This window comes from Azonexus hydrophilus, assembly GCF_001956855.1.
GTDB classification, from domain to species: domain Bacteria; phylum Pseudomonadota; class Gammaproteobacteria; order Burkholderiales; family Rhodocyclaceae; genus Azonexus; species Azonexus hydrophilus_A.
The window spans coordinates 232182-255374 of sequence record NZ_MTHD01000005.1; the positions used below are offsets into that span (position 1 = coordinate 232182).

Consider the following 23193-nt stretch of genomic DNA (forward strand, 5'->3'; position numbering starts at 1 on the left):
TTATCTCGGCCGCTGCGGAGAGGTGGCAGAGTGGTCGAATGTACCTGACTCGAAATCAGGCGTACTGCAAGGTACCGTGGGTTCGAATCCCACCCTCTCCGCCAGCACCAATACATTCAAGCGCCTTTCGGGGCGCTTTTTTGTTGTTCCCATATATTTCTCCGTCATTTTTCGGTGCGCCGCAATGATACCGGAACTGCCGACACTCTAACGTGCCGTCGGTCTGATGAACAGACGGCAAGTGCAAGGCTTCCTCAAGAAATGTAAAGTGCTGTCTGGCGGGCGATGGGCCCGCTCCACGCAAGACAGGACAAGCATATGCAAGGGATTGCCAAATTCGTTTCCGCCGCCGCGCTGGCTGCCAGTTTTTCCGTGCACGCCGCGCCGACGGTCGACACCCTGCCTTCGGGCGTTCGCGTCGAGCACGTCACGGTCGGCAAGGGCGCGACGCCGGGACCGACCAGCATGGTGACCGTGCACTATCGCGGCACGCTGCTCGACGGCAAGGAGTTCGACAGCTCCTACAAGCGCAACCAGCCGGCGAGTTTCGGTCTGCATCAGGTCATTCCGTGCTGGACGCAGGGCGTGCAGAAGATGAAGGTTGGCGGTACGGCGAAACTGACCTGCCCGGCCGACACCGCTTACGGCGCGCGGGATCTCGGCGTGATTCCGCCGAACAGCGTGCTGAATTTCGAAATCCAGTTGCTCGACAGCAAGTAAACGCCCGGCCCTGCCTGTTTTCCGGGCAGGGCGGGTAAAAGCCTGTTGTCTCAGTCGCTTGCGGCACAGGTCCAGTCCGGATTCACAGACTTATCCACAGAAGGCGGGGATAAGTCGCGTGTTGCGGTCAACGCGTCAATTGGGCATAAAACAGTGGCAGGCGCAGTGGCAGTTCTTCCGGGCTGCGCAGCACTGCATAGCCGGTGGCGCCGAACAGGTGCGGCAGGTAGCCGCCGCCTTCGCGGTCGATGGTCAGGCAAAACGGGACCAGGCCCATGCGGCGTGCTTCGTGCACGGCGGCGCGGGTGTCTTCGATGCCGTAGCGGCTGTCGTAAATGTCGAGGTCGTTCGGCTTGCCGTCGGAGAGCATGATCAGGATGCGCCGGCTGGCGGTTTCGCCGGCCAGCATCTGCGTCGCCCGGCGGATGGCGGCGCCCATGCGCGTGTAGTAGCCGGGGCGGATGGCCAGCACGCGGCCGCGCACGGTGTCGTTGAACGGTTCGGCGAATTCTTTCAGGCGATGGAAGCGGACCTGGTTGCGGCGTACCGATGAAAAGCCGCAAATGGCGAAGCGGTCGCCGGTCGACCGCAGCGTTTCGCCGAACAGCAGCAGGGCGTCGCGGATGACGTCGATGACGCGGGCCTCGCTCGAGACCCAGGTGTCGGTCGAGAGCGAGAGATCGGCGAGGACCAGGCAGGCGAGATCGCGTTCGCGCTTTTCCAGCGAGAGGTGCAGTTGTTCGGTGGGGTGCAGGCCGCAGCGTCGGTCGGTCGAGGCACGGACGACGGCGTCGAGATCGAGTTCACTGCCGTCCGGCTGCGCCTTCAGCCAGCGCCGGCCGGGCTGCAGGGCGGCGAACTGCTGGTGCAGCCGGCGCGCGGTGCGCGCCAGGCGGGGTGGCAGCGGCATCGGCGTGGCGTGGCGCGAGGCCATTTCCTGCAGGCGGACATGGTCTTCCTGCATGCGTTCCTTGCGGTAATCCCATTCCGGCAGCGCGATGCCTTCGCCCATCGGGATGTCGTCCTCGGCTGCCGATGGCAGGTCGAGATCGAAGCGGATGCGCGAGGCGATGCGTTCGCCGTCGTCGGGCGTGGCGACCGACAGGTGTTCCATCTCGCGGGCGGCATCCTCGGCGTTCTGGTCGGGGTCGTCGTCGACGCTGCGATTGACGCGCAGGAATTCAGCGACCGAGAGCAGGCTTTCGGCGCGGAAGAACATCAGGATGCCGTTCTTGTCCTGCGGCGCCTCGACGCGTTCGGCGCGGTGGGCATTCTTGCTTGCGTCCTTGACGTCGCCGCCAGCGCTTTCGCCACCGCCGCCGTCACCTGCCCGGGCAGTGGCCAGCGCGATGTCGTCGCGCCATTGCAGCCATAGCAGCACCGGCTGGTAGGGCGGCGCTGTTGTCGGTACCGCCGGCAGGGTGGCGACGCTGCCGGGGTTTTCCAGGGCTTGGCGGATCGCGCGTTCGCGGTCGACCTCTTCTGGTGGCAGTTTTTCCAGCGGCAGGCGGGTCGGCAGGTAGGCGGCGAGCAGCCGGCGATAGCGACTGGCCAGTCCCGGCCAGCTGGCGAGGGCGAGTTGCGTAGCCTGCTGGTTGCGCCAGAAATCATCGCTGTCGCCAGCGGCTGGCAGTTTGTCCAGGCAGGCGGCAAGTGCGGCCAGCCAGTAATAGAGATCGCGGTTCAGCGCCGGTTCGGCGAAGGCGTCGATCTGCGGCGGCAGGCGCAGCGTGCTGCTGTCGCGGCGGGCCTGCGCGATCCGTTCGCCGCTGCCGGCGACGCGCGCCAGCCAGCGCCGGCGACTGCCGTGCACGTCGGCGGTGGCGGCGGCGACGCGCAAGCCGGGATCACCGCCGAGGGCGCGGAAAAAGATACCGAGCGGGCGCTCCATGGTTTTCAGTTCGACTGCCGCCTGCGGATGACTGCCGCCGGCGGCGCGGGTGATCCAGCGATGCCAGACCTTGCCGACCCATTCTTCCATTTCAGCGTATCTCCTCTTTGCCGGGGCGGAAACCGGCTTCGTTGCTGCGTGCCTGGGCATCCCTGACCCAGTGCAGCAGTGCGCCATCCGGTGTTTCGGCCTGGGTTTCGGCGCAGGCGCTCAGGCATTGCCCGCACTGCGTGCAGGTGAACATGTGGCGCTTGATGTTGCGCGGGTTCAGCCGCATCGGGCAGACCATGTCGCAGGCCGATGCCCGTTCCGGCAGGCATTGCGTGCAGGCGGCACCGCGCTTGCGCTCGAAGCCGACGACCATGCCGTCGCGGTTGCCCATCCACACCAGCGACTGGAACAGGCCGACGGCGCAGGCGTAACGGCAGAACAGATGGCGGGCGAACAGGAATTCGATGCTCAGCGCGATGGTGCCAGCAGTAATGAAGATTGTCTGGTTGCGCGTCAGGCTGGCCTGCCACAGGTTGCCGTAGATTTCGGCCGGCGGCAGCAGGTAGGTCAGGAAGGCGACGGCCCAGCAGAAGGCGAAGCCGACCGCCGCCGGTACCACCAGCAGCCACCAGCGCCAGTCGTGGCGGCGCGGCTGGCCGTCGGGCAGCCACGGTGGCAGGATTTCCTTCTCCCACAGGCTGGGCTTGCCGCTGGCGCGCAGCATCAGGCCGTTGATCGCCTCGACGACGGAAAAATGCGGGCACAGCCAGCCGCAGTAGAGCCGGCCCCAGCGCCGGGCGACCAGCAGAAAGACGGCCGCGCCGCCGAGCAGTGGCAGGAACAGGCGCAGCAGCACGTTGGCCGCAGCTTCGCCGGCGCCGATGTTCCCGACCAGGAAATCGTCGAGGCCGAGTCGCCATTCCAGCCCGAGTATCCACGCATGCCCGGCGTTGAGGTCGTAGCGGAACAGGTTGAACACCGGGGCCAGCAGGAAGAGGACGAAGAAACCGGCCTGGAACGCCAGTCGCTTGCGTTGCAGTGCGTCTTTCATGGCAGTGGCGGACCGATCAGCGGGAAGCGCCAGGTGTGGCCGTTCATCGCCCGGATCAGGCCCATTACGCCGAGATAGATCAGGCCGGCATGAAACAGCACGAAATACAGGATGCCGACCAGCCAGGTCCACGGATTGTTGAAGCCGCCGAGCAACAGGATGGCGACGCTGACACCGACCAGTACGGCACCGCCCCACAGGCAGGCGACGACGTTCTGCTGCAGATGGTTGCGCACCAGCGGATCGGTATGCTCGCGGTGTTTCCACCACAGCCAGACGAGGGCGACGAAGGCGATGCCCGGCAGAATCATCAGGTTGGCCAGGAATAGTACGCCGGCAGCAATCGCCAGCGGCGGGCCGGGCATGACATGGCTCAGTGGATCGGGGCGTTCAATGGTCAATGGTTTTCCTGGGAGCAAGGGGTGGAGGCAGTCTAGGAAGCCACGCCCGGCGTGGCCTTGATGCGCGCTAAGAAACACCGGTAAATAAAAAAGGGCGGCTTGCGCCGCCCGAAAACTCAGTGAGGAAGGGTGTGTTTCACTGAGTTGTAGCCTTGGTTTCTCCCTTGATGAAGAAGGAGATGACATAGACGACGAGGCCGATGAAGAACATGACGCCGGCCCATTCGCGCATCCAGTAGAAGAGCGCGACCTGGTCCTGGGTAGCCATGAAGGACATGGGGGTGTCGGAGACACGTTGCAGCCAGACCTGGAGGATGCCGGCGGCGGTGAGGAACAGCGTGATGAAGACCATGGCGACGGTCATCAGCCAGAACGACCACATCTCGAAGACCTGTGCCTTGTTGGAATTGGCGGCCCGACCGCGGAGGATAGGCATGGCGTAGGAGATCAGCGTCAGCACGACCATCACGTAAGCACCGTAGAAAGCCATGTGACCGTGAGCGGCAGTGATCTGCGAACCGTGGGTGTAGTAATTCACCGGAGCCAGCGTATGCAGGAAGCCCCAGACACCGGCGCCGAGGAAGGCCATGACACCGGTACCGAGTGCCCACAGCACGGCGGCCTTGTTCGGATGCTCACGACGACGACGGTTGACCATGTTGAAGGCAAAGACGGTCATGGCGAAGAAGGGAATCGGCTCCAGCGCGGAGAAGATCGAACCCCACCACTGCCAGTAATCCGGCGCACCGATCCAGTAGTAATGGTGACCGGTACCGATGATGCCGGTGACCAGCGTCAGGGTGATGATCACGTACAGCCACTTCTCGATCACTTCGCGGTCGACACCGGTCACCTTGATCAGCACGAAAGCCAGCAGCGCACCGAGGATCAGTTCCCAGACGCCTTCAACCCAGAGGTGCACGACCCACCACCAGTAGTACTTGTCCTTGACCAGGTTGTGCGGGTTGTAGAACGAGAACAGGAAGAAGATGGCGAGGCCCCACAAGCCGAGCAGCAGCACGGTCGAGATGGCGGTCTTGCGACCCTTCAGCACGGTCATCGTGATGTTGAACAGGAAAGCCAGCGCGACGACGACGATGCCGAGCTTGGTCGGCAACGGCTGTTCGAGGAACTCGCGGCCCATGGTCGCCAGCAGATCGTTACCGGTCATCTGGGCGAGCGTGGCGTAAGGCACGAACAGGTAGCCGAGCACGGTCAGTGCCCCGGCGATCAGGAACACCCAGAACAGGGCGATCGCCAGTTTCGGGCTGTAGAGCTCGGTCTCGGACTCCTCGGGCACCATGTAGTAGGCAGCGCCCATGAAACCGAAGAGCAACCAGACGATGAGGAGGTTGGTGTGGACCATGCGGGCCACGTTGAATGGGATCTCGGGGAAGAGGAAATCCCCGACGACGTACTGCATGCCCATGATCAGGCCAAAGATGATCTGGCCGATGAAGAGGCCGATAGCCGCTATGAAATAGGGCTTGGCGACTGCCTGGCTTTTATATTGCATCGCAATGAACTCCTGAAAGATGAATCTGAACCGTGAAGCTGGCGCTTAGCCTTCGATGTTGGGCGGCCATTTGGCGGTATCGATTTCGGAGGTGTATTTGAGGAAGGCGACGATCTGGTCGAGTTCCGTATCGGTCAGATGGAACTGCGGCATCTGGCGGCGTCCGGGTGCGCCGGTGGGTTGGGCCTGCATCCATGCCTTGATGAAGTCCGGGCCGCGACGCGGATAGACGTTGCCGAGTTCAGGGGCGAAGTAGGCGCCCTCGCCGATGAGGGTGTGGCAACCGATGCAGTTGCGTGTTTCCCAGATTTTTTTACCGGCGATGACCTCTGGGGTCAGGTTGTGGCTGTTGTCCCGCTTGGGGAATTCCTTGTTGGTGTCGAAAGTGAGGGCAAGAAAAAGCAGAAAGAAGAACACCGTCCCCCCGTAGAAGATGTTCCGTGCCATGGATTTCGTGAAGATGCCGCTCATTTGTGCGCTCCTTGTTGACGGTGCGCGCATTCTCGAATTTACCCACCCATCCGATCCATGATTTGCGTCAAGAACGGCCTCCGGGCGGGGTAAATACTTTCTATGGTGGTTTTTCTGACGGGTTTTTCGGGAGCTGGCGGCGGAAATTTGATGTAAATCATGTGTTGACCGCAAAAATGACAAAAACCCCGGAAAAAATCCGGGTTTTTTCGATAAATCCCCCGCTCGGGGTGTGTGATTTAGCAATCATCAAAGACTCGACCGGTTTCGAAGATCACTCTTCCGGCCATTGCTCTGGGGGTTCAGGTGCAATGTCCACTTTAGGAGAGTAGAGATGAAAGTTTCGTCAATTGGGGCAGTTGCTTTTGGTTTGACGGTCATCGCCGCCGCGATGGGTTCCGCTTTTGCGCAGAATGCCGGACCGGCAATGAGCGCCGAGGAAAAGGAACAGGCCAAGAAGATTTACTTCGAGCGTTGTGCCGGCTGTCACGGCGTGCTGCGCAAGGGCGCCACCGGCAAGAACCTTGAGCCGCACTGGTCGAAGAAGGACGCCAGCGGCAAGGTGACCGAAGGCGGTACGCTGAAGCTCGGCCAGAGCCGTCTGGAAAAGATCATCGGTTATGGTACCGATGGCGGCATGGTGAACTTCGACGACATCCTGACCAAGGAAGAAATCAGCCTGATGTCGAAGTACATCCAGAACCCGCCGGATGTACCGCCGGAGTTCTCGCTCAAGGATCAGCTGGATAGCTGGAAGGTCATCGTGGCGGTCAAGGATCGTCCGACCAAGCAGATGAACAAGCTGAACCTGAACAACATCTTCTCGGTCACCCTGCGCGATACCGGTGAAGTGGCGCTGGTTGATGGCGATACGAAGAAGATCGTCAACATCGTCAAGACCGGCTACGCTGTCCATATTTCCCGCATTTCAGCATCCGGCCGCTATGTTTACGTGATTGGACGCGATGGTCGCGTCTCGCTGATCGACCTCTGGCTGGAAAAACCGGCCGTCGTCGCTGAAGTCAAGATCGCCTTCGATGCGCGCTCGATCGATACCTCCAAGTTCAAGGGCTTTGAAGACAAGTACGCGATTGCCGGTGGCTACTGGCCGCCGCAATACACCATCATGGACGGCGATACGCTAAAGCCGCTCAAGGTCGTGTCTACCCGGGGCATTACCGTTGATGGCGAATACCATCCGGAACCGCGTGTCGCTTCCATCGTTTCGTCCTTCATCAAGCCGGAATGGGTGGTCAATATCAAGGAAACCGGCCAGATCCTGCTGGTCGATTACACCGATATCGAGAACCTGAAGACGACCACCATCGGTTCGGCCAAGTTCCTGCATGACGGTGGCTGGGATGCGTCCAAGCGCTACTTCCTGGTCGCGGCCAATGCCTCGAACAAGATCGCTGCCGTTGATACCAAGACCGGCAAGCTGGCCGCCCTGGTCGATGTCGCCAAGATTCCGCACCCGGGTCGTGGTGCCAACTTCGTCCATCCGCAGTTCGGTCCGGTGTGGGCCACCGGTCACCTTGGTGCCGATGTCGTGACGCTGATCTCGACCCCGTCGGATGATCCGAAGTTCGCCCAGTACAAGCAGCACAACTGGAAGGTCGTGCAGGAAATCAAGCACATGCCGGGCAACCTGTTCGTCAAGACGCACCCGGCCTCCAAGCACTTCTGGGCCGACGCACCGCAGAATCCGGACAAGGACCTGGCTGAATCGGTCGCCGTCTGGGATCTGAAGGATCTGTCGAAGCCGAAGGCCGTGCTCAACGTCGCCAAGGACTCCGGCCTGCCACCGACCAAGGCGGTCAAGCGCGCTGTCCATCCGGAATACTCGGCTGACGGGAAGGAAGTGTGGATCTCGCTGTGGGGCGGCAAGACCGACCAGTCGGCGATTGTTGTTTATGACGATGCGACCTTGAAGGTCAAGAAGGTGATCACCGATCCGAAGATGATCACGCCGACCGGCAAGTTCAACGTCTACAACACCCAGCACGACATCTACTGATCGTATTTCGCGTTTTTGATGTGACACAAGGTTACGGGGGCGCGAGCCCCCGTAATCTCTGGTACGTCAGAACGCGGCTTTTCCACGAGGTGAGTCAATGAAAGCACAATTGCGCTGTACGACCTTATTGCTGCTCGGTGCCCTGACGGTTTCGCCGTGGGCCCAGGCGGCGCCGGACTGGAACAAGGTGGCCGGCACGACGATTCATGTCTTCCATCCCGGCGCAACGCCGTGGGAATGGATCGAAAGCAAGGGCAAGCACGGCGGCAGCCGTGGCCTGACGCGCGGCGAAACCTGCGCCGGCTGCCATGTCGAGGGTGGCGAGATCAACGTCGATCTGTCCCGGCTCGGTTCGGAACTCGAACCCAAGGGCGCACCGAAGACGATGAGCTTCCCGGTCACCGTCCAGGCCGCCTACGACGCCGGCCAGCTTTACGTGCGCCTGAGCTTCAAGGCACCCGACGGCGGCTTCGACAAGTCGGACAAGGATAACGCGGTCAAGGCGACGGTGATGTTCCCGAGCGCCCAGGTACCGATGGCCGAACAGGTCGGCTGCTGGGCAACCTGTCACCAGGATGCGAAGACGATGCCTGACGGCAAGGACAAGACCAAGTACGTCAGCGCCGGTGCCTACGAACTGATGCAGTGGTCGAGTTCGGGCAAGGTCGCCGATGGCAGCGTCACCGATCAGCGCCGGATGGATGGCGGCCAGGCCGGCGTCAAGGCCGAAGGCGGCAAGAACGGCGACAGCTGGACGGTGACCTTCAGCCGCAAGCTGCCGGCAACGCCGACGGTGCATTTCGGTCTGGCGGTGCATGCCGACCATGCCGGCGGGCGTTTCCACCATGTTTCCTTCGGCCATACCATCGGTCTTGGCGGCGACGGCGATGTCAAGGCACAGAAGTTCTAGGGCGGCGCTGCGCCGTCGCTCCTGCTGGCGCTGGGCGATCCAGTCCTGCCTGGCGCTGGCGGGTGTCGGCCTGATGCTCAGTTCGGCGCTGGCCAGCGAGCCGCCGCCGCAACGGCAGCAGGAACTGGCGCACATGGTGCGTCAGGAGTGCGGTTCCTGCCACGGCATGAGCCTGCAGGGCGGGCTCGGCCCCGCGCTGTTGCCGGCCGACCTGCGCGACAAGCCGGCCGAAGGGCTGGCTGCAACCATCTACCACGGCCGGCCGGGCACCGCCATGCCGCCGTGGCAACGCTTCCTGACCGAGGCCGAGGCGGCCTGGGTCGTCGACCGCCTGCTGTCGGGCTTTCCCGAGTGAGTCCTGCGATGCGTATCCTGTTCTCCGTCCTTCTCGTCGCCTTCCTCAGTGCCTGCGCCGGCACGCCGCCGCTGCGCGGTACCGGCGATCTGGCGCTGATCATCGAGCGTGCCAGCGGGCATGTGACGCTGGCCAATACCAGCACGCGCCAGCCGTATGCGCGCATCGGCGGCCTTGGCGATCTCTCGCACGCCTCCGCCGTCTATTCGCGTGACGGTCGCTACGCCTACGTCTTCGGCCGCGATGGTGCGCTGAGCAAGATCGACATGCTCGAAGGCCGCATGGTCAAACGCATCGTTCAGAGCGGCAACGCGATCGGCGGCTCGATCTCGCAGGATGGGCGCATCGTCGTCGCGCAGAACTACAAGCCGGGCGGCATCAAGGCCTTCGACGCCGAGACGCTGGAACTGCTCGCCGAAGTCCCGGCCGAATACGCGCCCGGGCAATTTTCCAAGGTCGTCGGCCTGGCCGATTCGCCGGGCAACAAGTTCGTTTATGCACTGTTCGACGCCGGCGAGATCTGGGTCAGCGATTTTTCCGATCCGCGCCGGCCGGTGACGCAGCGTTTTCCCGCCGGGCAGAACCCGTACGACGGCCTGGTCACGCCGGATGGCCGGCATTTCCTGGCCGGCCTGTTCGGCGAGGACGGCGTCGCGCTGCTCGACCTGTGGCAGCCGGAAAAGGGTAGTCGCAAGATCCTCGAGAAGTACGGCCGCGGCGAGGAGAAGCTGCCGGTGTACAAGATGCCGCACCTGCGCGGCTGGTCGGTGGCGCAGGGCAAGGCCTACCTGCCGGCGATCGGCCGGCACGAGGTGCTGGTCGTCGATGTCGCGACCTGGAAGGAAGTCGGCCGGATTCCGGTGCGCGGCCAGCCGGTGTTCGTCATGGCGCGGCCGGACGGGCGCCAGGTGTGGGTCAATTTCGCCTTCCCCGACTACGGCAAGGTCGATGTCATCGATACCTTGAAGGGGCAGGTCGCGCATCAGCTGGAACCCGGCAAGGGCATCCTGCACATGGAATTCACGCCGCGCGGCGAGAACGTCTGGCTGTCGGCACGCGATGATCACAAAATTTTGATCTACAACACGGAAAACCTTACCCGGATAGGGGAAATTACGGCCGACGCGCCCTCGGGGATATTCTTCTCCAGTCGGGCCCAACGCATCGGTTTTTAAATGGACCCACATCTCGATTTCTGCCTGCTCAACGACTTCCAGCGTGATTTCCCGCTGTGCAGCCGGCCCTATGCACAACTGGCGGAACAACTCGGCAGCACGGAAGACGATGTGATCGACAGCCTGCGCCGGATGCACGCCGACGAGCGGGTTTCACGCATCGGTGCGGTGTTGCGGCCGGGCTGTTTCGGCGTCTCGACGCTGGTCGCGATGGCCGTGCCGGAAGCACGGATGGCCGAGGTGGCGCTGGCGGTCAACGCCTTTCCCGGGGTCAATCACAACTACCAGCGCGAACACCGCTACAACCTGTGGTTCGTCCTGACTGCCGCCGATGCTTCGGCGCTGGCACGCATCCTGGCCGGCATCGAGGCGCTGGCCGGCGTGCCGGCACTGTCGCTGCCGATGGAAAAGGCGTACCACATCGACCTTGGTTTCCCGCTCGACGGCAGCCGCACGGCGCGCAGCCATAACGCCGCACCGGCTGCCGCAATGACGCTCGATTCCCGCCAGCGCTGCCTGCTGGCCCGCCTGCAGGACGGTCTGCCGCTGACCGCGCAGCCGTACCTGAGCATGGCACGTGATTGTGCGACGACCGAGGGCGCGGTCATCCAGGGCATCGCCCGCTGGCTGGAAAGTGGCGCGATCAGCCGTTTCGGCATCGTCGTCCGCCACCGCGAACTCGGCTTTTCGGCCAACGCGATGCTGGTGCACGACATCCCCGATGCCGACGTCGACCGCGTCGCCGCAGGGCTCGCCGGCGAGGACGCGGTGACGCTGTGCTACCGCCGGCCGCGCCACCTGCCGCACTGGCCTTACAACCTGTTCTGCATGATCCACGGTCAGTGCCGCGACAGCGTCGCCGGCACCATCGGCCGCCTGCGCGAACGCCACGCGCTGGCCGGCGTGCCGCATGCGGTGTTGTTCTCGCAACGCTGTTTCAAGCAGACCGGAGCGCGCTATGTCTGATTTTTCGTTGCTTGATGCGGTCGACCGCAAGATCGTCGATCAATTGCAGGGCGGCTTTCCCGTCTGCGACCGGCCTTACGCGGCAGCGGCGGCAACGCTCGGGCTGGCCGAGGCCGAGTTGATCGAACGCCTGCAGGGCCTGCTGGCGCGTGGTGTGCTGACGCGTTTCGGGCCGCTGTTCCAGATCGAGCGGGTTGGCGGTGCCTTCGTCCTGGCTGCGCTGGAAGTGCCAGAAGCCGACTGGGAACGCGTCAATGCCGCGGTCAACGCGCTGCCCGAAGTGGCGCACAACTACCGCCGCGAACACCGCTTCAACATGTGGTTCGTGCTGGCCACCGAAAAGCCCGAAGGCATCGCCGCGGCGATCGCCAAAATCGAGGCTGACACCGGGTTGACCGTGCACGCCTTCCCGAAGGAGCGCGAGTACTTCGTCGAAATGAAACTGGCCACCCGGGAGCGCCGCCATGGATGAACTCGACCGCCGGCTGATCCTCGCCACCCAGCGCGGCCTGCCGCTGTGCGCCCAGCCCTACGAGGCGCTGGCCGCCGAACTCGGCTGCGATGCGGCCACCGTCATGCGCCGCTTCGACGACATGCTGGCGCGTGGCGTCATCCGCCGCATCGGCGCCGTGCCCAATCACTACGCGATTGGCTACACGGCCAACGGCATGAGCGTCTGGGACGTCGCCGACGAGCATGTCGACGAACTCGGCGAGCGCATCGGCCGTTTGCCGTTTGTTACCCATTGCTACCGTCGACCGCGGCATTTGCCGGGCTGGCCGTACAACCTGTTCGCGATGCTTCACGGCGACAGCCGCGACGAAGTCATGGCGCGCATCGCCGTCGTCCGCAGCCTGCTGGGCGACGCCTGCCGCGCCGACGACGTGCTGTTCTCGACCGCCATCCTCAAGAAAACCGGGCTGCGGCTCGCCGCCTGACCAGGAGAACGCATGTTCCGCATCAGCCAGTTCATTGCCGAAATCGACCAGCCGACGCCGGTCGGCCCGCACCGCGATCCACCCGGCCCGGTCGTCATCTGGAACCTGCTGCGCCGCTGCAACCTGACCTGCCGCCATTGTTACTCGGTGTCGACCGACACCAACTTTGCCGGCGAACTGAGCACGCCGGAGATTTACGTCGTGCTCGAAGATCTGAAGGCGGCGCGGGTGCCGGTGCTGATCCTGTCCGGCGGTGAACCGCTGCTGCACCCGGACATCTTCACGATTGCCCGGCGCGCCAAGGCGATGGGCTTTTACGTCGCGCTGTCGTCGAACGGCACGCTGATTGACGAAAACAACATCGCCGAGATCGCCGCCTGCGATTTCGACTACGTCGGTATCTCGCTCGACGGTCTGGGCGCGGTGCACGACCGTTTCCGCCGCCTCGAAGGCGCTTTTGACGCTTCGCTGCACGCCATCCGCCTGTGCCGAGAACGCGCGCTCAAGGTCGGCGTCCGCTACACGATGACCCGCGACAACGCCGGCGATCTGGCGGGGTTGCTTGAGCTGGTCGAACGCGAGCAGATCGACCGCTTCTATTTCTCGCACCTGAACTACGCCGGGCGCGGCAACAAGAACCGCGCCGAGGACGCGCAACACCGGCTGACCCGCGAGGCCATGGAGCAGTTGTTCGAGACCTGCCTCGACTATCGCCGCCGTGGCATCGCCAAGGAATTCACCACCGGCAACAACGACGCCGACGGTGCCTTCTTCCTGCACTGGGTGCGCCGCCGCTTTCCCGAGCGCGCCGCGCACATCGCCGCCAAGCTGGCGCAGTGGGGCGGCAATGCCTCCGGCGTCAATGTCGCCAACATCGACAACCGCGGCATCGTCCATCCCGACACGATGTGGTGGCATTACCCGCTGGCCAGCGTCCGCGAGCGCCGTTTCGCCGACATCTGGGCCGACCTGTCCGACCCGCTGATGGCCGGGCTGAAGCAGCGCCCGCGCCCGGTTGAAGGCCGCTGCGCCAGTTGCCGCCATCTCGCCATCTGCAACGGCAACACCCGCGTCCGCGCCCAGCAGCTGACCGGCAACGTCTGGGCCGAAGACCCGGGCTGCTACCTGACCGACGAAGAAATCGCCGCCTGAAGGATATGAACATGCGCATCAAGCCCGCCGTCCTGCTGCTTCTCACCGGGCTGTTACCGGCTCTGCCAGCGCTCGCCGCCGACACCGAAGCGCTGTACCAGAAGCATTGCGCCGTCTGCCACGGCAGCGAACGGCTGGGCGCGATGGGGCCGGCGCTGCTGCCGGAGAACCTCGGCCGGCTGCGTAAAGGCGAGGCCGGCAAGGTCATCGCCGACGGTCGGCCGGCGACGCAGATGCCAGCCTTCGCCAGCCAGTTGTCGGCGGCCGAGATCGAAGCTCTGCAGGCTTACATCTACGCGCCGCCGGCGGTCAGCCCGCGCTGGGACCTGGCGGCGATCGAGGCGTCGCGGATCGAGCACGCCGATGTGCGCAAGCTGCCGCACAAACCGTCGTTTGCCGCCGATCCGATGAACCTGTTCATCGTCGTCGAGAGCGGCGATCACCATGTCTCGATCCTTGATGGCGACAAGCTCGAACCGATCCACCGCTTCGCCTCGCGCTTCGCCCTGCACGGTGGGCCGAAGTTTTCGCCGGACGGCCGCTTCGTCTATTTCGCCTCGCGCGACGGCTGGGTCACCAAGTACGACATCTGGAACCTGACGCCGGTCGCCGAAGTCCGCGCCGGCATCAACACCCGCAACGCGGCGGTGTCGTCCGACGGCAAGTACGTCGCCATCGCCAACTACCTGCCGCACTCGCTGGTCATCCTCGACAGCGATCTGAAACCGGTGCGCATCCTGCCGGTGGCCGACAAGGACGGCAAGAAAACCTCGCGCGTTTCTGCGGTCTACGACGCTGCCCCGAGAAAAAGCTTCGTCGCCGCGCTGAAGGACGTCAAGGAAGTCTGGGAGATTTCCTACGACCCGAAGCAGCCGGACATCCCCGTCGGCATGATCCACGATTTCCAGTACAAGGAAGGCGCCTTCATCCCGGGCTTCCTCAATCCGCAGCGCACCAGCGTCGATGACTATCTCGACGATTTCTTCTTCACCCAGGACTACAACGACCTGATGGGCGCCTCGCGCGAGGCCGGACGCGGGCAGGTGATCAACCTCGATGCCCGCCGCCAGGTCGCCGAACTGCGGCTGCCCGGCATGCCGCACCTCGGCTCCGGCATCACCTGGGCGTGGCAGGGGCGGACGGTGATGGCGACGCCGAACCTGAACGAGGGCGTGGTCAGCGTCATCGATACCGCAACCTGGGAGAACGTGCGCAGCATTCCGACGCTCGGCCCCGGCTTCTTCATGCGCAGCCACGAGAACAGCCGCTACGCCTGGACCGATTCGATGATGAGCCGCGAGCACCGCGACACATTGCAGGTGATCGACAAGGAAAAGCTTGAGGTCGTCGCCCAGTTGCGGCCGATGCCCGGCAAGACGCTGGCCCATGTCGAATTCACCCGTGACGGCCGCTACGTGCTGGCCAGCCTGTGGGAACGCAAGGCCGCCGGCGGCGCGCTGATCGTCTACGACGCGCAGACACTGCAGGAGGTCAAGCGCATCCCGATGGACAAGCCGGTCGGCAAGTACAACCTGCACAACAAGATCACCCGCTCGGAAGGCACCAGCCACTGAGCGGCCGGCAACACAACGAAAGGCATGGGGGAATGGTCATGATGGGGAAAGTCAGTCTGGTCGGCGCCGGTTCCGGCGATCCGGAATTGCTCACGCTGCGCGCTTACCGCCTGATCACGCAGGCGCAGGCGGTGGTTTATGACCATCTGGTCGGCGACGAAGTGATCGCGCTGATCCCGGCGAGCGCCCGGCGCGTCTATGCCGGCAAGGAATCCGGCCGGCACGCGCTACCGCAGGAAGAGATCAATCAGCTGCTCGTCGATCTCGCCGGCGAAGGCCTTGAGGTGGTCCGCCTGAAGGGCGGCGACCCGTTCATCTTCGGTCGCGGGGGCGAGGAGATGGACGCGCTGGAAGCCGCCGGTGTGCCGTTCGAGATCGTTCCCGGCGTCACTACCGCCTCGGCGGTCGGCGCCTACACCGGCGTGCCGCTGACGCACCGGGCGCACGCCTGCAGCCTGATCCTGACCACCGGCCACCTCAAGGACGGCACACTCGACCTTGACTGGCAGGTGCTCGCCCGTGACCGCCAGACGCTGGTCGTGTACATGGGCCTGGCGGCGCTGCCGCAAGTCTGCGCCGAGCTGATCGCGCACGGCCTGCCGGCCGACACGCCGGGGATGGTTGTGCAGTCGGCGACCACCCGCGCCCAGCGCAGCGTCGCCGCGCCGCTCGCCGAACTCGCCGGCAAGGTCGCGGAAGCCGGCCTGCGCTCGCCGGCGTTGATCGTCATCGGTGCCGTCGCCGGCGGCTATTCGGCGCAGCGCGAAGCGGCGTTGCTGGCTGCGCGTTTTGCTGCGGTCGACGCGGAGAAAACGGCAAAAACCGCGCGTCCGCAAGTCGCCGCACCGCGCGTCCGGGCTGCCGTCGCGGCCTGACCGGTACCCGGTTTTTCGATGAATCCTGCGGTCGACCGCAGGATTCTCCGAAAATCGGGTTGCCTCAGGCCAGCAGCACCAGCGCCAGCGCGACGGCGCCGGGCAGCGCCTGAATGAACAAAATGCTGCGCTTGGCCGTTGCCGCGCCGAAGACGCCGGCGACGATGACGCAGCCGAGGAAGAAGATCTTCACCGGGTCGCCGGCCGGCCCCAGCCACAGTCCCCAGAGCAGGCCGGCAGCGAGGAAACCGTTATAGAGCCCCTGATTGGCCGCCAGCACCTTCGAAGCAGCGGCGAATTCCGGTGTCAGCCCGAAGGCCTTGCGGCCCTTCGGCGTGTTCCACAGGAACATTTCCAGGTAAAGGATGTAGAGGTGGAGCAGCGCGACCAATGCGGTGGCGATGATTGCGGCGGTGTGCATTGGGGTCTCCTTGGGCGGCAGCGGCCGCCGGTGGCAATGCCCCATTTATACCGAAAATTGGCCGTTTCCGTAGGTCGACCGCAATAATCAGGGCAGACAGAGGCTGGAGCGCAGGTTGGCGACGTCGGGGATGATGATGCGCCGGCCTTCGACCTTGATCAGGCCGTCGTCGGCGAGTTCGTGGAGGACGCGGGAGAAGTGTTCCTGGGTCAGGTTCAGGCGCGAGGCGATGGTGCCCTTGTGCGTTGGCAGGCAGACTTCGACGCGGCCAGCCAGCGGGGTTTCCTCGTCGTCGGCCATTTCGCCGAGCAGATAGCCGACGATGCGTTCGCGGCCGGAACACAGCGAGTAGATTTCCAGGTCCTTGATCAGGTGGTGCAGGCGCAGCGACAGGCCGGCGATCAGGCGCAGGCAGAAGTCGGGGTCCTTGCGGATTTCCTGGAAGATGACGTCCTTGGCGATGAACAGCAGTTGGCAGTCGGTCAGCGCCTGGGCCATCAGCACGTAGGGTTTCTGCATGAACATCACCGCCTCGCCGAAGCTCTGGCCGGGACGGATGATCTCGACGACCTTCTGGTTGCCGGCGGCGGAGACGAAGGCGAGCTTGATCTGGCCGTCGAGGACGAGATGGAAGCCGTGGCAGGGATCGCCCTTGTGGAACAGGATGTTGCCGCGGTCGTAGTGCTCGACCCGGCAGCCCTGGGCCAGCCGCTGCAGGTCGTCGCCGGGCAGGTCGGAGAACAGCGGCGTCCGCGTCAGGATGTCGGCGGCGCTGTTCGGGAGTGTGTCCGCTTTGCCGGTTTGCAGTGTTGCCCGCATGGCCTTTGCCTCTTCAACGGCCGAAGGTGGCGCTGATGACTTCCATCAGCGCTTCGGCCACTTCGGGATCGTCGGTCAGGCTTTCGACGATGGCCGAGCGGCAGGCGACGACCGGGTCCATGCCGTCGCGCACGAGCAATGCGGCGTAGATCAGCAGGCGGGTGCTGACGGCTTCTTCGAGGTCCTGATCCTTGAGCTGGCGCAGCGACTGGGCGATGCCGACGAGGCGTTGCGCGAGGTCGGCCGCGCAGTTGGTTTCGCGCAGCAGGATGGCGGCTTCGCGGTTGGCGTCGGGGAAATCGAAACGCAGGCTGACGAAGCGTTGCCGGGTCGATGGCTTCATCCCCTTGAGCAGGTTCTGGTAGCCCGGATTGTAGGAGACGACCAGCATGAAATTGGGGGGCGCTTCGAGCAGTTCGCCGGTGCGGTCGATCGGCAGGATGCGCCGGTCGTCGGCCAGCGGATGCAGGACGACGGTGGTGTCCTTGCGCGCCTCGACGACCTCGTCGAGGTAGCAGATGCCGCCTTCGCGGACGGCGCGGGTGAGCGGGCCGTCGCTCCAGCGGGTGTCGCCGTCGGCGATCAGGTGGCGGCCGACCAGGTCGGCGGCGGTCAGATCGTCGTGGCAGGCCACGGTGTACAGCGGCAGGCCGAGACGGGCGGCCATGTGGGCGACGAAGCGGGTCTTGCCGCAGCCGGTCGGGCCCTTGATCAGCAGCGGCAGACGGTTGCGCCAGGCTGATTCGAAGATCGCCTCTTCGTGGCCGAAGGGGGCGTAGTAAGGCAGGTCCAGCGTACTGTCCTGCAGGGTGTCGCGTGCGTTCATGGGGTGATGCCTTTCCAGTAAGCCAGCCCGATCAGGGAACAGACCAGCACCAGCCAGCCGCCGAGCAGGCAGCGCCAGAGCAGGGGAGCATGGCGGAGGGCCATGAAATCGAAGGCGATGACGGCGCCCTTGATCATGGCAATGCCGAGGATGATTGCGGTCAACAGCCCGCCGCCGCGACTTTCGCCGAGTTGCCAGGTGAGGATGGTGGCGACGATCAGCACCAGCCACAGGCGGAAGGTGCCGGCAGGGGTGCCGTGACTGCCGGCTGCGACGTTTTCAGTGAATGACATAGACGAGCGGAAAAAGGATGAGCCAGAGCAGGTCGACCATGTGCCAGTAGGCGGCACCGCTTTCCAGACCGTTCATGTTGTGCGGCCCGTAGCGGCCGGCGCGCAGGCCGAGCCACAGCGCGCCCAGGATGACCAGGCCGAGGATGACGTGCATGAAATGGAAGAAGGTCAGCGACAGGTAGAACATGTCGAAAGTGCTGCTCGACAGGCTGACGCCGTGGTCGAAGGCGGCGGAATATTCGACCATCTTGACGACGAGGAAGGCCACGCCGCTGGCGATGGCGGCAAGCATCCACGGCGCCGCCCGCCGCGATTCGCCGGCCAGCGCACCCTGCACGGCGCGGACGACGAAGGCGCTGCCGGTCAGCAGCAACAGCGTGTTGATCGCGCCGGCATTGCGGTTCAGCGCCTGCTGGGCAAGGTTGAATTCCTCGACATGGGCGGCGCGGGTGAAGGCGTAGGCCGCGAAAAAGACGGCGAATGCGAGCAGCTCGGCCATGATGAAGAACCAGATGGCGAGGTCGCCGGCCAGTCGGGGTCCGGTGGAATTCGGTACGGTCAGCGCATGACTTGTCATGCCGGCGAGTCTAGAAAGCCATGCTGCCGGCAACCTTGATCCGCGCTAAGTTTTACGAATTATTGTCGCCCTTGCGCAGCCATTTGAGCAGCGTCGAGAACAGGTGCTCGGGATCGACCGGTTTGCCCAGATGGTCGTTCATGCCGGCGGCCAAGCAGTGCGCCCGGTCTTCGGCGAAGGCGTTGGCGGTCATCGCGATGATCGGGGTGTGACGGTTCAGCGAGTCGGCGCGGATCGCCTGCGTCGCTTCGACGCCGTTCATGACCGGCATCTGCATGTCCATCAGGATCAGCGCGTAGCGTTCGCTGCGCGCACGGTCCACGGCCTGCTGTCCGTCTTCGGCGGTATCGACGCAGAGGCCGCAGTCTTCCAGCAGGCACAGCGAGACTTCGCGGTTGATCGGCTCGTCTTCCGCCAGCAGGATGCGTGCGGCGGCATGTTCGTGGCGGATTTCGTGTTCGGCACTATCGCGGGTGACGGTCGGTGCAACGCTGCGCTCGGTGCGGCGCAGGCGGACGGTGAACCAGAAGGTCGTGCCTTCATCCGGCGTGCTGTCGACGCCGATCTCGCCGTCCATCAGGTGCACCAGGCGTTTGCTGATGGCCAGGCCGAGGCCGGTGCCGCCGTATTTGCGGGTCATCGAGTTGTCCGCCTGCTCGAACGCCGTGAACAGCCTTTCGCGGGCTTCCGGAGCAATGCCGATGCCGGTATCGGCGACCTCGAAGCACAGGCTGACGGCGTTGCCGGCGATCTCGACCAGCCGGGCACGGACGGTGACGCTGCCGTGGCGGGTGAACTTGATGGCGTTGCCGGTCAGGTTGAGCAGGATCTGACCCAGGCGCAACGGGTCGCCGACCAGTGACAGCGTGGCCAGTTCGGCCGGCAGTTCGATGTGCAGTTGCAGGCCCTTTTCGCTGGCGCGGTGGCCGGCCAGGCTGCGCAGGTTTTCCAGGATGCTGCCGAGCAGGAAGTCCACCTGCTCGAGTTTCATGCGCTCGGCTTCGATCTTGGAAATGTCGAGGATGTCGTTGATGACATGCAGCAGGTGCTTCGAGGCAGTCTCGACCTTGCCCAGCTGCTCGCGCAGACGTGTGTCGCCGGTCTGACGCAGGACCATGCCGGTCATGCCCATGATCGCGTTCATCGGCGTACGCAGTTCGTGGCTCATGTTGGCGAGGAAGGTGCTCTTGGCCCGGTTTGCCGCTTCGGCGGCTTCCTTGGCGATCGACAGCGCCGTCGTGCGTTCCTCGACCAGCGCTTCGAGGTTGTGCCGGTGCTGTTCGAGCTCGGCCTCGGTACGCTTGCGGCCGGTGATGTCGTGGAAGGCATTGACCGAACTGCCGGTCGGGTTCCCGTGGGTGTCGAGGATGGGGCGGGCGGCGATTTCGACGTCGATCAGACGGCCGTCCCGGCAACGGAAACGCTCTTCACCGTGATAGGCGCCACCGCTGCGCACCGTGGTGAAGAGCTGGCATTGCTCGAGTGGCAGCTGGTTGCCATCATGATGATGGAATATCTCGTGGCCGATCCGGCCGAGCACGTCGCTTTCCGGATAACCGAGGATTTCGCAGAAAGCCGGGTTGACCAGGGTGAGCCGGCCGTCGGCGTCGAGCACGTAGATGCCGTCGGCGATGGTGTCGGTGATCGTCTGCAGGCGTTCGGCCTCGCGCGTCCGGGCCAGGCGGGTGCGCCACAGCCGGAAGGCCAGGGCGATGATGATGCCGAGCGCCAGCAGCGCCGAAAAAATCAGCCAGTCGTAGCGCTTCCAGACGTCGCTGGCCCGGATGTCGACCTCCTGGTAAGGGGGCAGCCGCAGCGCGCGGGTCAGTTGATCGACCATCTGGTAGTCGCCGGGAATCGTGAAGCCATGAATGCCGGCGGCTTCGGCAACGGCCATGTCCGGCGTGATGAAGAGCAGGGCACGATTGATCCGTTTGACGATCTCCTCGGGCACCGAGGGCAGCGCGGCGAAGGCCCATTCCGGATAGAGGCGCGTGGACACGGCAAAGGGGAAGTTTTGGTGCTGCTGCGGGTTGATCACCTTCAGCGCACCCGGCGCCAGCTTGCCTTCCCGTTGCAGCGCTTCGATGACGCCGGTACGGATGAAGCCGACATCGGCCGCGCCGCTGATCACCGCCTCGACCACCTTGTCGTGGCTGCGGGCATCGGTGATTTTTGCATCGTCGGGGAGATTGATGCCGACCTGTTGCAGTTCGAAGGCCTGCGTCTGGTAGCCGCCAAGGAACATCGCGCCGGCTCCGGGGATGGCCAGGCGCTGGCCGCGGATGTCCTGCAGGGTATGCAGCGGGCTGTCCGGGCGGGCGATGATCACGCCACCGAGCAAGGCCGTGGCCTGGCCGTTTTCCAGCGTCTGCAACGTTGCCAGTGCCCCGGACAGGCGGTTGCCGTGGCGCAGCTGGACGTAATGGGATGGGTTGGTGAAGATCAGGTCAAGCCGCTGTTCGGCCAGTGCGGTATTCATCTCGGCATGGTCGAGATATTCGATCCGGATGCTGTGCCCGGGAATGGCGCCGGTCAGGTAAACGCCCAGCATGTCGAATTTCTGTGCCATCACCGGCTTCGGGCGGTAGGCAAAGATGCCCAGCGTCAGTGTCTCCTGGGCAATGGCGAAGACGGGAACAAGCGACAGCAGGAGCAGCAACCAGCGTTTCATCAAGGTACCGGCATTCGCCGGATGGAGGCAGTCAAAAATGATATTGCTATTTTAGTTTCATTGCCGGCGCGCGTCCTGTCCTTCGTTACGCTGAAACCCGGGGGAAGCTTGGCGTTTCTGGAAAAACAACAGCGGAAATGAAAAGAGGCGGCCGAAGCCGCCTCTCACTCACTGACAGACTGGAGGAGACGTCACTGAGTTACTGCTCGGGTTTCTCCCTTGATGAAGAAGGAGATGACATAGACGACGAGGCCGATGAAGAACATGACGCCGGCCCATTCGCGCATCCAGTAGAAGAGCGCGACCTGGTCCTGGGTAGCCATGAAGGACATGGGGGTGTCGGAGACACGTTGCAGCCAGACCTGGAGGATGCCGGCGGCGGTGAGGAACAGCGTGATGAAGACCATGGCGACGGTCATCAGCCAGAACGACCACATCTCGAAGACCTGTGCCTTGTTGGAATTGGCTGCCCGACCGCGGAGGATCGGCATGGCGTAGGAGATCAGCGTCAGCACGACCATCACGTAGGCACCGTAGAAAGCCATGTGACCGTGAGCGGCAGTGATCTGCGAACCGTGGGTGTAGTAATTCACCGGAGCCAGCGTATGCAGGAAGCCCCAGACACCGGCGCCGAGGAAGGCCATGACACCGGTACCGAGTGCCCACAGCACGGCGGCCTTGTTCGGATGCTCACGACGACGACGGTTGACCATGTTGAAGGCAAAGACGGTCATGGCGAAGAAGGGAATCGGCTCCAGCGCGGAGAAGATCGAACCCCACCACTGCCAGTAATCCGGCGCACCGATCCAGTAGTAATGGTGACCGGTCCCGATGATGCCGGTGACCAGCGTCAGGGTGATGATCACGTACAGCCACTTCTCGATCACTTCGCGGTCGACCCCGGTGACCTTGATCAGGACGAAAGCCAGCAGCGCACCGAGGATCAGTTCCCAGACGCCTTCGACCCAGAGGTGCACGACCCACCACCAGTAGTACTTGTCCTTGACCAGGTTGTGCGGGTTGTAGAAGGAGAACAGGAAGAAGATGGCGAGGCCCCACAAGCCGAGCAGCAGCACGGTCGAGATGGCGGTCTTGCGGCCCTTCAGCACGGTCATCGTGATGTTGAACAGGAAAGCCAGCGCGACGACGACGATGCCGAGCTTGGTTGGCAAGGGCTGTTCGAGGAACTCGCGGCCCATGGTCGCCAGCAGATCGTTACCGGTCATCTGGGCGAGCGTGGCGTAAGGCACGAACAGGTAGCCGAGGATGGTCAGCGCACCGGCAGCGAGAAAGACCCAGAACAGGGCGATCGCCAGTTTCGGGCTGTAGAGCTCGGTCTCGGACTCCTCGGGCACCATGTAGTAGGCAGCGCCCATGAAACCGAAGAGCAACCAGACGATGAGGAGGTTGGTGTGGACCATGCGGGCCACGTTGAATGGAATCTCGGGGAAGAGGAAATCCCCGACGACGTACTGCATGCCCATGATCAGGCCAAAGATGATCTGGCCGATGAAGAGGCCGATAGCCGCTATGAAATAGGGCTTGGCGACTGCCTGGCTTTTATATTGCATCGCAATGAA

The 23193-nt window shown here is 63.9% G+C and carries 23 protein-coding genes and 1 tRNA gene; 12 read left to right on the forward strand and 12 right to left on the reverse strand.

Annotated elements, in window-relative coordinates; all coding sequences use genetic code 11:
- Positions 1 to 16 precede the first annotated feature (16 nt).
- Positions 17 to 104 (forward strand) — tRNA-Ser (locus BJN45_RS14585).
- A 214-nt stretch (positions 105 to 318) separates the two neighbouring features.
- On the forward strand, positions 319 to 720 hold the full coding sequence (locus BJN45_RS14590) for an FKBP-type peptidyl-prolyl cis-trans isomerase (protein ID WP_076096769.1): 402 nt from the start codon (positions 319 to 321) through the stop codon (positions 718 to 720).
- 127 nt (positions 721 to 847) lie between these two features.
- Here the strand turns inward: BJN45_RS14590 and BJN45_RS14595 are convergent, their stop codons facing one another.
- From BJN45_RS14595 to BJN45_RS14615, 5 genes are all read right to left on the reverse strand, one after another.
- On the reverse strand, positions 848 to 2701 hold the full coding sequence (locus BJN45_RS14595) for a nitric oxide reductase activation protein NorD (protein ID WP_076096502.1): 1854 nt from the start codon (positions 2699 to 2701) through the stop codon (positions 848 to 850).
- 1 nt (position 2702) lies between these two features.
- Positions 2703 to 3653, reverse strand: a complete 951-nt coding sequence (locus BJN45_RS14600) for a 4Fe-4S binding protein (protein ID WP_083651331.1) — start codon at positions 3651 to 3653, stop codon at positions 2703 to 2705.
- Positions 3650 to 4054, reverse strand: a complete 405-nt coding sequence (locus BJN45_RS14605; RefSeq protein ID WP_076096504.1) for a hypothetical protein — start codon at positions 4052 to 4054, stop codon at positions 3650 to 3652. Before BJN45_RS14605 ends, BJN45_RS14600 begins: the two co-directional genes overlap by 4 nt.
- 136 nt (positions 4055 to 4190) lie before the next feature.
- A complete protein-coding gene (locus tag BJN45_RS14610) occupies positions 4191 to 5570 on the reverse strand; it encodes a cbb3-type cytochrome c oxidase subunit I (protein WP_076096506.1) in 1380 nt (459 codons plus the stop codon).
- Between the two features lie 45 nt (positions 5571 to 5615).
- A complete protein-coding gene (locus tag BJN45_RS14615; RefSeq protein WP_076096508.1) occupies positions 5616 to 6041 on the reverse strand; it encodes a c-type cytochrome in 426 nt (141 codons plus the stop codon).
- Between the two features lie 334 nt (positions 6042 to 6375).
- On the opposite strand from BJN45_RS14615, the gene BJN45_RS14620 reads away from it, so the two are divergent.
- From BJN45_RS14620 to cobA, 10 genes are all read left to right on the forward strand, one after another.
- Positions 6376 to 8058 carry a cytochrome D1 domain-containing protein gene (locus BJN45_RS14620; RefSeq protein WP_076096509.1) on the forward strand — a complete coding sequence of 561 codons (1683 nt, stop codon included), beginning with the start codon at positions 6376 to 6378 and terminating at the stop codon, positions 8056 to 8058.
- 97 nt (positions 8059 to 8155) lie between these two features.
- Positions 8156 to 8968, forward strand: a complete 813-nt coding sequence (locus tag BJN45_RS14625; protein WP_076096511.1) for an ethylbenzene dehydrogenase-related protein — start codon at positions 8156 to 8158, stop codon at positions 8966 to 8968.
- 73 nt (positions 8969 to 9041) lie between these two features.
- Positions 9042 to 9323, forward strand: coding sequence for a c-type cytochrome (locus BJN45_RS14630; RefSeq protein ID WP_076096513.1), 282 nt, complete (start codon positions 9042 to 9044; stop codon positions 9321 to 9323).
- Between the two features lie 8 nt (positions 9324 to 9331).
- The gene (locus BJN45_RS14635) at positions 9332 to 10498 is read left to right on the forward strand and encodes a cytochrome D1 domain-containing protein (RefSeq protein WP_076096515.1); all 1167 of its coding nucleotides are present in this window, start codon (positions 9332 to 9334) and stop codon (positions 10496 to 10498) included.
- Positions 10499 to 11464: a siroheme decarboxylase subunit beta gene (locus tag BJN45_RS14640; RefSeq protein ID WP_076096517.1), complete on the forward strand. Its 966-nt coding sequence runs from the start codon at positions 10499 to 10501 to the stop codon at positions 11462 to 11464.
- Complete coding sequence (locus BJN45_RS14645; protein ID WP_088179088.1) at positions 11457 to 11936, forward strand: Lrp/AsnC family transcriptional regulator; 480 nt, start codon at positions 11457 to 11459, stop codon at positions 11934 to 11936. The genes BJN45_RS14640 and BJN45_RS14645 overlap by 8 nt, the downstream gene beginning before the upstream one ends.
- Entirely contained in the window at positions 11929 to 12402 is a 474-nt protein-coding gene (locus tag BJN45_RS14650; protein ID WP_076096522.1) for a siroheme decarboxylase subunit beta, read from the forward strand. Before BJN45_RS14645 ends, BJN45_RS14650 begins: the two co-directional genes overlap by 8 nt.
- Before the next feature lie 12 nt (positions 12403 to 12414).
- Positions 12415 to 13554, forward strand: coding sequence for a heme d1 biosynthesis radical SAM protein NirJ (gene nirJ / locus BJN45_RS14655; protein ID WP_076096524.1), 1140 nt, complete (start codon positions 12415 to 12417; stop codon positions 13552 to 13554).
- A 5-nt stretch (positions 13555 to 13559) separates the two neighbouring features.
- Entirely contained in the window at positions 13560 to 15128 is a 1569-nt protein-coding gene (locus tag BJN45_RS14660; RefSeq protein ID WP_076096526.1) for a nitrite reductase, read from the forward strand.
- 38 nt (positions 15129 to 15166) lie between these two features.
- Positions 15167 to 16003 carry a uroporphyrinogen-III C-methyltransferase gene (gene cobA / locus BJN45_RS14665; protein ID WP_240494585.1) on the forward strand — a complete coding sequence of 279 codons (837 nt, stop codon included), beginning with the start codon at positions 15167 to 15169 and terminating at the stop codon, positions 16001 to 16003.
- A 64-nt stretch (positions 16004 to 16067) separates the two neighbouring features.
- Here cobA and BJN45_RS14670 read toward each other — a convergent pair whose 3' ends face one another.
- The 7 genes from BJN45_RS14670 to BJN45_RS14700 all read right to left on the reverse strand — a co-directional run bounded on the left by BJN45_RS14670 (position 16068) and on the right by BJN45_RS14700 (position 23184).
- A complete protein-coding gene (locus BJN45_RS14670) occupies positions 16068 to 16424 on the reverse strand; it encodes a DUF1304 domain-containing protein (RefSeq protein ID WP_076096773.1) in 357 nt (118 codons plus the stop codon).
- An 87-nt stretch (positions 16425 to 16511) separates the two neighbouring features.
- The gene (locus BJN45_RS14675) at positions 16512 to 17243 is read right to left on the reverse strand and encodes a Crp/Fnr family transcriptional regulator (protein WP_083651332.1); all 732 of its coding nucleotides are present in this window, start codon (positions 17241 to 17243) and stop codon (positions 16512 to 16514) included.
- A gap of 13 nt (positions 17244 to 17256) precedes the next feature.
- Positions 17257 to 18069 (reverse strand): CbbQ/NirQ/NorQ/GpvN family protein, encoded by an 813-nt coding sequence (locus BJN45_RS14680; RefSeq protein WP_076096530.1) that lies wholly within the window; start codon positions 18067 to 18069, stop codon positions 17257 to 17259.
- Positions 18066 to 18362: a cytochrome C oxidase subunit IV family protein gene (locus BJN45_RS14685; protein WP_076096532.1), complete on the reverse strand. Its 297-nt coding sequence runs from the start codon at positions 18360 to 18362 to the stop codon at positions 18066 to 18068. Before BJN45_RS14685 ends, BJN45_RS14680 begins: the two co-directional genes overlap by 4 nt.
- Complete coding sequence (locus BJN45_RS14690) at positions 18349 to 18939, reverse strand: cytochrome c oxidase subunit 3 (RefSeq protein WP_076096533.1); 591 nt, start codon at positions 18937 to 18939, stop codon at positions 18349 to 18351. Before BJN45_RS14690 ends, BJN45_RS14685 begins: the two co-directional genes overlap by 14 nt.
- Positions 18940 to 18991: 52 nt before the next feature.
- Positions 18992 to 21613, reverse strand: coding sequence for a PhnD/SsuA/transferrin family substrate-binding protein (locus tag BJN45_RS14695; RefSeq protein WP_076096534.1), 2622 nt, complete (start codon positions 21611 to 21613; stop codon positions 18992 to 18994).
- A gap of 191 nt (positions 21614 to 21804) precedes the next feature.
- Positions 21805 to 23184 (reverse strand): cbb3-type cytochrome c oxidase subunit I, encoded by a 1380-nt coding sequence (locus BJN45_RS14700; protein ID WP_076096538.1) that lies wholly within the window; start codon positions 23182 to 23184, stop codon positions 21805 to 21807.
- Between the last annotated feature and the right edge of the window lie 9 nt (positions 23185 to 23193).